Annotated in this window: 11 protein-coding genes; 2 read left to right on the top strand and 9 right to left on the bottom strand. The window is 34.6% G+C overall.

What is annotated here, in order from left to right:
• Positions 1–591 precede the first annotated feature (591 nt).
• The 4 genes from A8L32_RS19490 to A8L32_RS19475 all read right to left on the bottom strand — a co-directional run bounded on the left by A8L32_RS19490 (position 592) and on the right by A8L32_RS19475 (position 6,588).
• Complete coding sequence (locus tag A8L32_RS19490; protein ID WP_075591267.1) at positions 592–1,143, bottom strand: YIP1 family protein; 552 nt, start codon at positions 1,141–1,143, stop codon at positions 592–594.
• 85 nt (positions 1,144–1,228) lie between these two features.
• Positions 1,229–3,547, bottom strand: a complete 2,319-nt coding sequence (locus tag A8L32_RS19485) for a glucosamine-6-phosphate isomerase (protein WP_075591266.1) — start codon at positions 3,545–3,547, stop codon at positions 1,229–1,231.
• 1 nt (position 3,548) lies between these two features.
• Complete coding sequence (locus A8L32_RS19480) at positions 3,549–5,090, bottom strand: family 20 glycosylhydrolase (protein ID WP_075591265.1); 1,542 nt, start codon at positions 5,088–5,090, stop codon at positions 3,549–3,551.
• 10 nt (positions 5,091–5,100) lie between these two features.
• Positions 5,101–6,588, bottom strand: coding sequence for an alpha-L-fucosidase (locus A8L32_RS19475; RefSeq protein ID WP_075591264.1), 1,488 nt, complete (start codon positions 6,586–6,588; stop codon positions 5,101–5,103).
• A gap of 159 nt (positions 6,589–6,747) precedes the next feature.
• Between A8L32_RS19475 and A8L32_RS19470 the strand changes: the two genes are divergently transcribed.
• The gene (locus A8L32_RS19470) at positions 6,748–7,977 is read left to right on the top strand and encodes a hypothetical protein (RefSeq protein WP_075591263.1); all 1,230 of its coding nucleotides are present in this window, start codon (positions 6,748–6,750) and stop codon (positions 7,975–7,977) included.
• Between the two features lie 299 nt (positions 7,978–8,276).
• Entirely contained in the window at positions 8,277–10,520 is a 2,244-nt protein-coding gene (locus A8L32_RS19465; protein WP_075591262.1) for a carbohydrate-binding protein, read from the top strand.
• A gap of 374 nt (positions 10,521–10,894) precedes the next feature.
• Here the strand turns inward: A8L32_RS19465 and A8L32_RS19460 are convergent, their stop codons facing one another.
• The 5 genes from A8L32_RS19460 to A8L32_RS23670 all read right to left on the bottom strand — a co-directional run.
• Positions 10,895–11,413 (bottom strand): hypothetical protein, encoded by a 519-nt coding sequence (locus tag A8L32_RS19460; RefSeq protein ID WP_075591261.1) that lies wholly within the window; start codon positions 11,411–11,413, stop codon positions 10,895–10,897.
• 436 nt (positions 11,414–11,849) lie between these two features.
• Positions 11,850–12,542, bottom strand: coding sequence for a hypothetical protein (locus A8L32_RS19450; RefSeq protein WP_075591259.1), 693 nt, complete (start codon positions 12,540–12,542; stop codon positions 11,850–11,852).
• Entirely contained in the window at positions 12,535–13,056 is a 522-nt protein-coding gene (locus A8L32_RS19445; RefSeq protein WP_075591258.1) for a hypothetical protein, read from the bottom strand. Before A8L32_RS19445 ends, A8L32_RS19450 begins: the two co-directional genes overlap by 8 nt.
• 54 nt (positions 13,057–13,110) lie before the next feature.
• On the bottom strand, positions 13,111–13,770 hold the full coding sequence (locus tag A8L32_RS19440; RefSeq protein ID WP_075591257.1) for a metallophosphoesterase family protein: 660 nt from the start codon (positions 13,768–13,770) through the stop codon (positions 13,111–13,113).
• A gap of 372 nt (positions 13,771–14,142) precedes the next feature.
• A partial coding sequence (locus tag A8L32_RS23670; RefSeq protein WP_233145510.1) for a DUF7079 family protein occupies positions 14,143–14,949 on the bottom strand: 807 nt, incomplete at its 5' end.

Genomic DNA, 14,949 nt, shown 5'->3' with positions numbered 1-14,949 from the left:
TAAAAAAAGAACACAAAACTAGCCTAAAACACCCCTATATTCCACTTTTTAGGCCAAAATGAGGGTTTTGATCCCACTTTAGGACCAAAAATGGCTATTTTCATTCCACTTTTGCTTGTTTTTCGCATTTTGTGTGACTTTTCTTCGGGACCGCTTCGCAAAAGCTTCGGGGCGACTTCGCACTTCTTCGCAAGCTGTTCGCAAAATGTACACAAACGCTTTGCCTTATAGTTGCGAATAACAGGTGTAACTTTTATGAACTAACTGCAATGCTGTTTCAAGCAGGGACTGAGCAAAGGCAAATAGTAATTATAAAATGAGCTGTTAGTATCAAGGAGGAAATTAGGCAAAAAATAAGATAATAATTTGTAGACAATTCTAAAATACGCTATGCAGAATTTTAAGGCACTTCACTATCAAACCGCCAGTTTGTATATTAAATGCTTTACTGTTCAAAATTTACCAATTCCCCCCAATTTAGGAATATTTATTGTTATAAAATATTTTTAATCAACTCATTCTCATAGCTGGTATCAAATCCAACATAAGTAATATCGTCAATATCAATTTCTTTATCATTATGCGAGGTGGTCATATTCCAAATCCTGCAATTGCACATTTAAACATTATTTCAAATCCTAATAATGTTACAACCACTACAATCGCTTTTGAAATTCGAACTTTAGAAATAGAATGTATTCCAATAAAAATAATAGTTAGGCTCCAGATTTTAGCAATATAAACTACCAAGAAATTATAATTATTAGATTGAATAAGTAGCTGAACAACTAACATTACAATAACTGGTAACATTGCAACCCCTACCACCATTCCCACCTTTTTATAATCTAATTTGTATCCAAGTTTGTTAAGTAAAGCAGTAATGAAATATGTTCGAAATACAAATGATAGAATAGTTCCAATTAAGAACGAAGCTGTATATGCTATAATACCTACACCAAATTGAAGTCTAGATATAGTTTTACTTTCTATCAAATGAAAAATTGTAAGTGTTGGGAACATCAATAGGCACAATAAACATAAATCTCTTAAGCCTAATTCTTTACCTAATATATTTTCAGCAAAAAATTTACGAGGCTTAGTTAGTAAATCAGGTATATGAGTTAGAATATCTGTTGACATTTATAAGTTTATATTGATTCTATGCGTTTATGAGATTAAATTTAAGATAATTTATTTTTTAAATCTGCACTAAAAACAGGGAAGCTTACCCTTCCATTGATTTTTCCAGTTCACGAGCATGCAACAGAAACTCTTGTACATTCATTTCTTTAAAGAAAATTAAACCATGACTAGCTCTTATGCTTTGATTTGCATTGGTATAAAAGAACTCTTTTCCTAAGAGGTACTGAATATTATCTAGTTGTTCTACCCATATATTTTTTGCTAAGGTGCTAAACTTTCCATCCAGTTCGTAACTTGGAAATGAAGCATTTACTTGACTCAGGTAACAATCGCTAAATGATTTGTCCAAAACATCCATGGCATTCAAACTAACTGGCACCATTACATTAACATCAGAAGGAGCAAACTTAAACCATACATTCCTATAACCCCAAATTCTCAAATGACTCAAATCCTCTTCTTTGCTCCAAGCCCGAATAGCTTCGGCTATAGCCTGTAGTACTTTATAATGAGTATCAGGACCACTCCCCTCTGGATCTAAAGCCAAACTAATGACACTTGGCTTTTCTTTTCTAAATTCTTCAAGAATAGGAGCCACATCACGCTCTCTGTTGGGTTGCTCAGTAAAAATATCGCCTGTATAAAAACCCAAACGAAGGTGTCGAACGTTTTTAACCTGAACACCCGAATGAGCCCAAACCAACTCTTCCTCAAACTCACGAATCATTCCTTTTAACTTCTGTATGTTAGGTGGATTTTTTTGTCCGTCGTAGCTATCTCTAATATTGGAAAGAATGGCGTTGATGGTATTTCTTAAGTGCTCACTATCCTTTACCTCCCATATTTGCACAGTAGCCCTAACCACCCTATGACAAAGTCCTCTCACTTTTTCCAATGGTTCTTCAGATGCTACATTCAACAAGAAATGATAAACATCTTTATCCCATTTAAATAGATAACCCGATTCATAAAAGTCAGCATATTCAATCATTTGAATCCTACCCTGATTTAAAAGCTTTTTTGTAGAATTAAGAATATCTATAACAAAACCATTGGTTACTGCTGTAAAGCCAGAGGTAAGTACTGAAAAGATGGACTTATTGGATGTCTCCCTCAACGTTCTGTTTACATGTGGCTGAATTCCCAATTGAATATCATCGTGATGTGGACCTGTATGATAGAAAACCTGATTCTTTTCTGGCTTTAAGCCTTTGTATATTTTGGCCTGAACCGATTCAATAACTTCTTGTACAGTATCTATTGATAAGTTAGGTATCAAACGACAATACATATCTAATTTTAAATCAGAAAGCTCCAATTTTGGACCATACTTATTCATTCGTTTACACAAGTCAATAATGGCTCTTTCTGTTTTTTCTTGTGTCCACTCCCCTGTTCTATAATAAGCTTCAATACTGTCGTTCAGTTTAACACTCGAACTTTTTGTAATATAAAACCTACTGTTGGGCAGATTTTGTAGTGCCGTGGCAGGATACAAAACAGACGGTTTACTCTCCAAAGCATTTTTAACTACAGGTGCTTTGGCTTCTCCTGCAGCAAATATCAACGCGACAGCATCCTTATTGTAGGTAATTGACCCCAAACCGATGGTTATAACCAAACGATTTTTGGACACCTCAATGCCTCCTAAATCACCAGCAGCTTGTGCTTGTGTTTCAAAGTTAGTTTTAGTCAGGCGAGTAGTTGAAAAATGGTCAGAGCCACGGGTATTAAAAGCAATGTGACCATCAGGGCCTATTCCTCCAAGAAAAAAGCCTATTCCTCCTTTTTCCCGGATTTGACGCTCATAATTCACACACCAGTCATCAATCATAAAAATGGACTGCTGCTGTTCTTTCTCTTGCTTTGTTTTGGCTTCTCTATAGCGCAACGAAAGGTCTACAATACTATCAGGAAATACCTCCGCAAAAGTCTTTCCTTCTGCCAACGCTATCTCATCACAATTGATGAGTAATGCATTATCTATGCTTAAGCCAAATCCTTTGATGTAATATTCATTGACATAATGGTAGAAGCTATTTTTTTGATTCGAACTTATCGGGTAAAACTCATCGATTTGAATAAAATGCAATTTGCTCAAATCGGGCTTCTTTTCCACCTTTAAGCCATTCTCCTCTCTTATTTTCTTTCCGTTTGCATTATTCCAGTTCTCCAACAAAAATTGCGTCCAACGTATAAAATACTCTGGTGTTTTACCCGTAGGCAAACTAGTTACGCCTTCAGGATTTTCAGCAACCCACTCCAAAAACCTCAATGCAGCAAACATTCCCAACTGAGGAAAATTATCCACTGTAATGTATGGTATAGCGGTGGAATTTTTTTCAATTCCTGCCTTTTGAATATATACTTTCTCGACTTCGGAGAAACCGTTATTTATCATTCTATTTTATTTTTTCATAGTTATGCCCTATCAATAAGGTGTCCTGTCTATCATCATTAATAAGAATGGAAAGGCGCTTATCTAAGAAAAGCATTCTTTTCATTAGCTCATCATAGGATATTTTCTCTTCTGTATTCCAGATTCTCTCAACAAAGGCTGGAAGACGTTTTCTTAGGCTTGGAATTTCATCCTCCTGCGCCTGTTCCCATGCACACATTTGAGCACCTATAACTAAATCTGATTTAGAGGCTTGAATGGGTTCGAAGGACGGAGCCTTATCCCACCAGTTTTCCCAGCGCCACATATTCCAGTCATAAATAGTCTTTGGTTCCCATTTCTTTTCATTAACCACATAAAGAGGTTTCCACGACACATTAACAAGCGTATAACCATCGTTTATTAATTCAGTTGGAAGATAACGATTTGTTTCAAATGGAAATACAATAATATCTTTAGAAATTTCAATATTTGCATCAGGTCCGAATCCTTCCCACACGCACATTTGTTTATTATATTTTTTTACTATGGAATTCATCCTGTTTATAAAGTGATTAAATAATTCATGAACATCTATATCCAATTTATTTTTCACCATATATTTCCGAACATCTGGGTCGTCCATAAGGCCATTAAACTTAGCTTCGTCACCTCCTATATGAAAATAAGGTGTAGACTTAAAGACCGATAGAGTTTCACCTATAAGAACATCAAGCGCTTCATAAACTTCTTCTTTACCCATATTAACAATCGATGGGTTGTTCTCATCGCTTTCTATGGCAAATATCTCCCCATACTTTTTAGTAAACTGTTTAGAATGACCTGGTACATCAATTTCAGGAATGATGGTGACTCCTCTTAATTGTGAGTAAGCTTCAAGTTCCTCCAATTCTGCATAACTATAATGTTTTTCGGCGGTAGATAACTTAGGGTACTTTTTTGAAGGAAGCGTATAAGATTGATTATCGGTAAAATGCAATTGTAGAAATCCGATTTTATAATAAGCAGCCAGATTAATTATTTTTTTGATTGTGCCTACATCGTGCCATTTCCTAGCTAAATCAATCATTAAACCCCGATATGCTGCATCCGGACTATCCCTTATTTCTACGATTGGGAATACCACTGAGTTTTCACTCATCTTGACCATATGCAACAAGGTATTTTTGGCATAAACCAGAGCGGTATAGCTTCCTCCTGAAACCATAACTATTTCGTTAATATCAATGTGGTATTCTGAGCGCATTAATGAAGTGTCCATTTTAAAAACAATATCAGCTTCATTATTTTTTGACGTTGTTGTTGCCAAACCAATCCCTGTGACCAACTCAATTTCTGAAGATAGTAATTCTAGCAGAGGATATACCTCGGCATGAGGTGAATAGAATTTACTATCCGTTGATAATACAACTTTTTTTTGCGCTACTTGAAGATGCTTTGGTTGTGGAAGAATTGAAACATCGTTTGCTTCATCCTTTATTTTCGTTGTGTTATCACATGAAACCAATAAGATAAGCACACTAAGTACTATGAATACTATTTTCATTTTTACCTCTTTATTTGTTAAGTGTCATGCGAAATACGTTGGCAATATCATCCATTTCGGCATCCGGAATAGTTAATACAAAATGCCTGTCCTCAAAATGCCATTTAACATCTGCATTTGAACCTAGGTGTGTGATCTTACTTAATCCTTCATCGGGATAATATAAATGCTTGCCAAGTTTTTTTATTTTAATCTCGGTACCAGGTTTTGGTTTGCCGAGTAAAAACAGATATAAATTCTTCCCATCTTTTGACACCATAAAGCGACCATCATTTGGGGTATACTGAACCCTAATCGATTGCCCGCCATGTGTACCATCGACAGCTTTAGCATATCCAAAACCATTGGTGGTAAATGGGCGAGTTTCATATACTGCTTCACTATTTTTTTTCATCCATTGCCCAATGCGAATTAAAATATCGCGTTGCTCCTTATTTATAACACCATCTGCTCGTGGCGCTATATTTAAAAGAACCACACCGTTCTTGCTCCAAACATCTATAAAGTTTCTTATAAGAAGTTCAGGTGAGTAATAACTGTCGCCCTCCACATGGCTCCATGATTTGTGGGTTAGGGTTACATCGGTTAACCACACCGTTTCAGATAAATCTTTTTTGCCTCCTTGTTCGATATCGAGCACCCCAACGGTTTTAGGAATAGCAGCTTGTTTATAGGCAATTACCACATCTTGATTCGTTTTTTTTGCTGCATTTAAATAGTATGCAGCAAATTTTTTGCGATACTCTACCGGTATGAGCTTAAGCCAAACATCAAACCAAACAATATCAGGTGAATATTGGTCTATTACTTCTTTTATTTGGGCAAACCAATACTCATGAAACTCATCAGCGGGCATATTTCCGTATAGTTTAGCCAGCTCAGGGTCTGTTGATGCTGTTGCGGTTCCTGGAACATGAGCAAAGTGACTATGGTAGGTAGCAAACTTTGCAGTATCACCTCCATGACGTTGTAAATTACGGGCGTGATGAAAGGTTGTTATGAATTTCATATCGTTACCTTTAATCGCTTTCTCCAAATATCCTGTGATGTCTTTCTGGGGACCTTTATCAGCAGCATTCCAAGGATTTACTTCACTATCCCACATAGCAAAACCATCGTGGTGTTGTGCACAGGGGCCTGCAAACTTAGCTCCTGCATCTTTAAATAGTTGTGCCCATTCGTCCGCATCAAACTTCTCAGCTTTGAACATTGGAATAAAATCGTGATAGTTGAACTTAGATAATTCTCCGTAAGTTTGAATGTGATGTTTTCTTTCTTTTGTATCTCTGTACATAAAATACGGATACCATTCTGTTCTAAATGCAGGCACGGATATAACACCCCAATGGAAATAAATACCCAGTTTAGCATCAGAAAACCACTCTGGTGATTCGTTGTGTACTGAAAGAGATTCCCAGTTTTCTTTGTATATTTTTTTTTGTGCCAATAAACCATTCGTCATTAATAAAACGAGGTAGATGAATAGAACATGCTTCATTTTTACCGCTTTTAATGTTTTACACAATAGTATGGTATCTAATGTGGCGTATCAAAAAACAACTATAGTTTCGTGTTATAAAACGGCTATTGCAACGTTCTATTAACTGTTAAAACAAGTGCGTAACACACACATTATCTGAACCTATCATATAAGGTAATGATTATAACAAGTAAACTAATTTATATTGATATTTCTCTTATTTTTGTGACTATGAATAAGGTGATGGAAAATAAGAATATTGAGGAGGCATTAAATCATATTTGTACTCATAAGCTTTTTATGAATTCTCCTGCTCTAATTGAATTACTGAAATACTTAGTTATTAAAACGCTTGATAAGGAAGACTTAAATGAGATAAAAATTGGCAGCGAACTGTATGGGATTGACTATTCTATTAATAAGAGCAATAGCACAGTTCGTTCGTACATGCATAAATTACGTGGTAAATTACACTTATACTATGATGAAGTAGAAACAAACGAAGCCATTATATTTCATATCGAAAAAGGAAGTTATCATGTCAGTTTTATATCGCCTAGCAAACATAAAAAACTAAAAAAGAGCCAATCAGAAACCATAACTATTCCAGTAAAACATATAAAGCTCTTTGTTGGAGTTTTGCTAATTTCAGTAATAGCCATTGTATCTACTAAATTCTTCATTTCTAAACCAAGCCCTATCTGGGAAAATTACTTTAAAAATCAGGCCGAAAATATGGTTATTGTTTCTGACCAGTTTATGGTTTTTGGTAAAGTGTGGGATGACAAAATGTATGGCGTTACTTATCCTAAAATCAATAGTCACAACGAGTTTATTAACTACACGCAGGAAAACCCTGATATTCTAATTAAACCAGCCGACTACACCATGATGTCAAAAATGGCTCCAATTACTATAAAGATGTTAAGCCATTGGTTTTATACGAATAATAGCGATTTTAAGCTTCAATTTGAAAGTAAATTAAAATATGAAGACAATCAAAGTCACAACATTATCTTTGTGGGCCAGTATAAAACCATGAATGTTTCTAAATCACTGTTTCTAAAAGATAGTAAGGTATTTAGTACTTTTGGTGATGGGTTTAAGTATGCGAAGAATGGTATCGAAAAAAAATACAATACTTCCTTTAATACCAACAATACTGTAGAATATGCTATGGTATCTTATCATTCCTTAAATAAGGATAAAAGCACCTTATATTTTATTTCAAACAACGACATAGGGGTTATTGCCACGCTCAAAAATTTCACCAACAAAAAGTGGCTCAAAGCTTTTTACCAACAACTACCTTCTAATTCTAACCATTTCAATGCCCTGTTTAAGGTTAAGGGAATACATAGAAACGATGTTAGTTGCGAACTCATAGAGATTGAAGTATTAGATTAGAAAAAATCATACCTCATAATTTAACGGAACCTTGTGTAATTTATCTGATGGCTTTTTGTAGTTTGAACACATCAAACTGTAACATTTGAAAAAAGCCTTAACGTGGATCAATTCCATAACATTAGCAAGTATGAAGTATTTGCTCCAAAGATAGTGTGTCGATATTTCTTTTCTAGTTCAGGCAAGGCTTGAATATTCCTACTGTGCGATAATATATACCCTAAATAGCGGACAAAATGAACTCTTATAGTCGTATTAATTTTATTTACTTACGCCTTCGTTTTTAAATAATTTTTCTAATGAAAAGTATCGCATATTCTATTAAAAATTGGAGTAGATTACTATTTATTTCTCTTATCTTTTCAAGTAATTATGTATTGGCAGATAATCCTCTGGTGACCCATATATATACAGCCGACCCAACTGCCCGTGTTTTTAATAACGTCCTCTACATTTACCCCTCTCATGATATTCAGGAGTCCGATGGCCTTTCTGGTAAAAATGGTTTTATGATGGGAGATTATCACGTATTTTCTACCACCGATTTAATCAATTATACAGATCATGGTGTCATCCTCGACCAAAAGGATGTAGATTGGGTGGATAATGATTCATATGCCATGTGGGCGCCAGATTGTAATACAAAGAATGGTAAATATTACTTCTATTTTCCAGGCGATTTTAAAATTGGTGTTGCTGTTGCAGATGATCCCGTAGGTCCGTATATTCCAGTACAACAACCTATAGAGCATGCCAATGGCATAGACCCATGTATGTTTATTGACGATGATGGTACGCCATATTTATACTTTGGAGGAGGAGAAAATTTAAAGGTGATGCGTATGAAAGAGGATATGATTACGCCAGACATGAACCCTATTACCGTTACTTCTCTACAAACACAATACAAGGAAGGTTCTTTTATGTTTAAACGTAATGGAACCTATTATTTCACCTATCCTGTGGATCTTCATGGTACTGAAGAGATTTATTACGCTACAGGTGATAATCCTTTAGGCCCTTTTACACAGAAAGGTACAATTATGGACCGTTGGACCGACTGCTGGACCAACCACCACTCCATTGTTGAATACCAAAACCAATGGTACATTTTTTACCATCATGAAGATTTATCAAGCGACAAAACATTACGATCTATGTGTGCTGACAAGTTGTTTTTTAATGCAGATGGCAGTATACAAAAGGTTACCCCCACACTGCGCGGCATAGGCATAAGAAAAGCCTGGGAAAATATTCAGGTGGACAGGTATTCGGACAAGAGTAATGTAGAGGTTAATGTTTTAAGCGACAATGAGCCTGCTGGGTTTAAAACAGAACAAATAAGAAACAATGGTTGGATAAAGTATAATGATGTAGATTTTGCATCTGAAAACTATTCTAAAGTTTTAGTGCGAGCAGCCAGCAATACTTCTGGAGGACAGATAGAGATAAGGCTGGGCTCAAACTCGGGACAGCTATTAAGCACTATTGATGTACCTAATACTGGTGGATTATCAAGTTGGCAAACCCTATCTGCTAGTATTAATACGCAACCAACAGGCATCAATAATTTAGTATGTGTTTTTAAAGGAAGTGATAATATCATGGTATTGAATTGGGTTCAATTTGTAAAACAAAATTCAATTATTATTTCAAAAAACGGTACAGGTAATGGGATAATAAAAATGAATAATTCAGTAGTTTGTGATGAATCAAACATGACTAAAACATTGCCATTCTCAGCTTCTGAATCCTATAATTTCACCATTGAAACTTTGGTGAATCATGAATTTGTAGGTTGGCAGCTAAATGGTGCAGCTGTAGATGAGATCACTGATATAGAAAACGGAGACGAGATTGTGGCTATTTGTAACTATAGCCCTCCATTGCGTCTTGCAACATCAACGATTGAAGCTGAAGATTTTGATGTTCAATCAGGCATTAAAGCAGAGAACTGTAATGAAGGTGGGCAAAACATAGGCTATATTGAAAACGATGATTATATCAAGTTTAGTCAGATTGATTTTGGAGTGGGTGTTAGTGAAATAAGTGTTCGCGTTGCATCTGATGCAAGTGGAGGTAACATTAGTTTATATATCGACTCAAGAGGAGGTTCTCCTGTATGCACTATTCCTATTTCAAATACAAACGGATGGCAAACCTGGGTCACCCTAACAAACACCATAAATAACATTAGCGGCGTACATGATATATTTTTAGAATTTACAGGCAGTGGCGGTTACTTATTCAATTTAAATTGGATATCTTTTAAGGAAGCAGAAACCTCTGCGGTTAATCAGAATATGGATACACAAGTAAATGTATATCCTAACCCTGCTAATTCGGTATTATACATTAATAATTTACATGCCCCAGCTAAGTATGATATTTACAATACGGCTGGCAACAAACTTAAAAGTGGGAATGTTATTAACTTCTATGGTATAAATACTTCCGAACTGGAAGATGGCTTATATATTATACAAATTACAATCGGTCATAAAAAACAGAATATTAAATTCAATGTAGATAAAAGCATATAAGCAATAAAACTATTTCAACTATGTCTATTTTAGAAGATGCGCGTGATTAAAACAATACCTCGGAGTAGATCGACTACACAGCATATGCCATCATTACTTTACATGCTTATGCAATAATCTTAAATTAACTCAAGGTAACTTCATGAAAATGGAGAATGCAATAGTGCACGCCTATTTGTAAGTTTTGACGTCTTTTTTTTAATCTAAATGACAATAAATCAATGATCAATAGGCTTAATACTATAATTGGATAAATGAATACTTCTCAAATTTAATGCTAAAACACATATAACCTTCGATAAGTGCATAGACAATCCGGGATAGAGTTCAACCGGAACTCATCGCTGGGTCGTGCCGACCACTCATAGTTCTATTTATTGCTCGCTGGCATTTTTTAGTTCATTTATTTCTTTAATATATTTTTTAATTCTTCTAAATGAAGGCAATGTAAACTTTGAATCCCAATAATAAGTATTAAAATAGATTTCATTGTTTTTTATTATAAAGTTTAATTCCATTCCAAACCAATTAGTCCTGTTTCTACGAAAACTTTGGATATGATTATCATTATGGTACCTGTATTCGAATCCTTTTATTTCTATGAATTTCTCTATTATTTGTCTGTTTTCCTTTTTAGTTTTGGCTGTACTAATTTTTTCAAGTCTCATAGTATAATTCCATTTTAAAACGGATAAAACTGAACTTAATAAAGCAACCAATGTCAATGTTATTATAAACTTAATCAAATTGTTCTCAAATAACTTTAATGAAAAGACAAACCCAATAATCACTAGTAAAATCGCAAAAGAGGAAATATCCAAAATCGTAAAGTTTTTATTCTTATAAATCAACCTACTTTTTAAAAGACTCTTATTTAAGTCAACCTGTTCCATTTTTACTTTGATATGAAGTACTTCTCACAATGGCTGTTAACGTATATGAATATGAGGTCGTAGGGCACTTTGGAACACAGACCTATCAAACCGTTACAATTTTTATTAAATGTATTAAACTCAAATATAGCACTTTCCGCCCTATGCCTTTTATTTATTGTTGTATGCTGGGCTTTATTCATTGTCAATCAGTTACCAATTTACTACAATCCAAAATCCGCTCAATCAAAGCACTGCTGTTTCCGAAAAAAATAGTTTTTAGGGTTGGCAAAAAAGCGGTGGCAATCAGGCAAGCTCTTTTGCAATTTTTGGTTGCGTGTCGGCTTGTGCGAATTGCAAATGTGCTTGACTGTGTGGGCTGGCTTAAGAGAAATATCTTCTATTTCAACCTCAATCCATCCCTTAGGTAATTTATATGTTTGTTTACCTTTCTCCATTATTCAATATCTGCAATACTTTGGATTAATTCTATAATAATTTCAGTAGCTTCTTCCTCTGAGCCGTAAGGTAAAGCACTTTCAATGCCCTCCGTTAGTCCTTCATTTTCCAATAGTTTGGTGCATTCCTCTTTTAAATATGCTTTCACAGATTCATTTGTGTTTGAAATATTATCAAGAATATCAGAGCAATTATCTAATATGTAAATGATATCTTCAAAATCATGGCTTTGTCTTAAATCATTTCCACCACGCCCTTTATGAGCTTCAAACTTTGCTGCTAAATAATATTCTGGTGGAAATACGAATACCTCAGTTCCATTCGGAAGTGTTTTTGAAATCTTGTTTTCAATACCTTCATCGTACCATAGATTACTAAATCCCAATATATCGGAATCAGATGGCATTACATCTACCATAATATCCTGATAAACCCATCTGCAAATTGGAGCTCCTTTTGATGTGTCGTTTGCAAAACCCAAAGCTCTCAAGTCCTCTTCTAATTTTATATGTGCTGTTTTTGAACGTAATTCAATTACACAATCCACATCGAGAGTCGGTCTTATTTCGGATATGTCGGGATTGCTTGCATACAATTCAGCAACGGCACCACCTACAAATACCATATCTTCTTTTAAATCACCTAAACCATTAGCTACTGTTTGTAGCATTTCAATATTTGTACTAGGCATGCTTTAATCGTTTTTCAAGTTCTTCTTTGGCAATCTTTATCTCTCTCACTCTTCCTACACGTATAGTATCGACAATAACTAATAGTTCATAGAATAATTTATCTTCTTGAACTATCTGAGGTATTGATTTAAAAAGAGGTTCTATAGCTTGTCCTCTATGAGTTCCTTTAGCACTTGACCACACATAAATGTCTGAACCACTAGAAATATGCTCTTTAATTGGTGATGCTGAATGTGCAGTAGGTATTCCCTTTACAATTGCGCTTGGCTGTGTTGGAAAAACATACCTTAATCCATAGCTTAGAAATTCTATAAAGGAATTAATATTGACCTTTCGTTTTTTTGAATCTATTAAGCCTGCGATTTTACACCTATTCAACACTTCTGATATCTCAGATGGACTAATTTTTAGTGATTGTGCTAAATCAGAGTTATACCAATTATCATGCTTTAACGCAATAATTTTTAATAAAACCACTATGTCTTGGGGGCGCATCCCATTATGCTTTTTCATATTGCTTGTTTTCAATTCGCGATTCGCGAATTAAGAATAATCAAATATATAAAATTATATGGAGAATAGCATTTTTGAATACAATTCAATTGCAGTTAATTTTCCATAACCAACCTTTTCCTTGTAAACGCATCCTGTGTCAATGTTTATTACTTGTGCATTCTCATCAAGCTGTTTCTTGCAATGCTTTATTGTAATTGGTCTATGTCCGTGAACGATAATCTTATCAGAAAGTAGGGGATTAGAATACGTAGCTTGACTTTTCCATATCATCGAATAAGTATCCTGAAATGGATTAACTACTTTATCATTAAATCCTGCATGAACAAACAAGAATTCTTCAAATGAATAATAGTTCTGTAGACTTTTAAAGAAATCTAAATATTTTTGGGAAATCTCTTTTATTGATTTAATCTCAAAGCTTTTTAAAGTCTCCGCTGCACCATTTTGAATCCATTTAGATTTATTCTTTTCATCCTCAAGAGTTTCTAAAAGTAGCATTTCATGATTCCCAATGAGTGAAATTATATCAAAATCTTTCTCTTGTAGGTCAATAATGTAATCTATAACCTCTTTACTCTTATTACCTCGGTCAATGTAATCACCCAACAAAACAAGCTTATCATTTTTATCAAGTTGAATCTGATTTTCAACTAATTCTAGCAGAGAATCAAAACATCCATGAATATCACCTATAGCAAAGAGACGTTTCATATTAGCAGTGTTTTGAGCGATGGTAAAGATTGCACTCTTTTGCAAATTTCGGTTTGCGGGTCAGCCAGTGCGATTTGCAAATGTGTGCAATGTGCGTTGGCTTCCCCAACTGTCCCGAAAGGCAGAAGCGGGCGGGCAAAAACTAATTTTTCCTTGCACCAACCTTCAATCAATGAGCCAATATTTTCTATCTGGTTTTTCAAATTTCAATTCAATTAGTTCTAATCAAGTTGCTCATCCTGCCTTGCATACAACGGTTGGTGCATGTTGCGTTGCGGATTTCGGAGCGCGTTCATGTCCGATAGGACTGAACGAGATGCGAGAGCCGCGGCTGGCAAACCACCAAACCCCGCTATGCAATATGGCACTTTGTTATGTGTTGGTTTTTATATGTTTATTTATTAATTCCCAATGAATCTTTCTCATATTAAAAAAGAGCTTGTTTTTCAATCCAACTGTAAGTCTAAATATGAAACTGTCTTTTTTATAATAATTCTGTAAGCAATTTGCTATTAGCAATTCTTTGTTAAAACCACTCCATTCTCCAGTTGTACTATTCAGATTGTTTTGCAGAGTAGGAAATACTTCGAACTTGTCAATTTCCATTAATTCTTTAACTGAGAAGCCTGAGTCTATGAAAACTGAAGAGATGTTTTTGTAATCAACATCCTGCAATTCTGTGTCCAGATAAAACTTTGATATAGCTTCCCATACTTTCGCTCTTTTTTTTACAATCTCCTTTTCAAAATAATCATTAGTCCAAGGATTTATATATTTCTTATAATCCAACCATTGATCTTTTATTTTTCCAATTAGGTCAAATCCAGCAAATGCAATTGTGCTTTCATGAGTAATGTAAATAATCCAGTCTACATTTTCGTTTGTATAAAAAGTATCTAGTCCAGGAAAACTTTGCAATTCTAACGTTGGGTAAATTTTAATTTCTTTGGTTTCATTTAATTCAACTAATTCACCATCAAGTTTCTCATTAATAATTGAATTCAGATTCTTAAATGAAAAATATTTTTCAAAATCTTTTGTGTCAAAATAGCAAGTATTGGCTAAGACTTTTCCAGATAGCGGTATCCAAAAATCAAATGGATTAATTTCCCATTTTTCTTCTAGCAATTTTTTAATACTCTCTATGTTCATATCTTGCGTTCTTTCAAACTGACACAT

The sequence above is a fragment of the Labilibacter marinus genome (assembly GCF_001659685.2).
GTDB classification, from domain to species: domain Bacteria; phylum Bacteroidota; class Bacteroidia; order Bacteroidales; family Marinilabiliaceae; genus Saccharicrinis; species Saccharicrinis marinus.
This window is presented reverse-complemented; position numbering and strand designations above follow the sequence as displayed.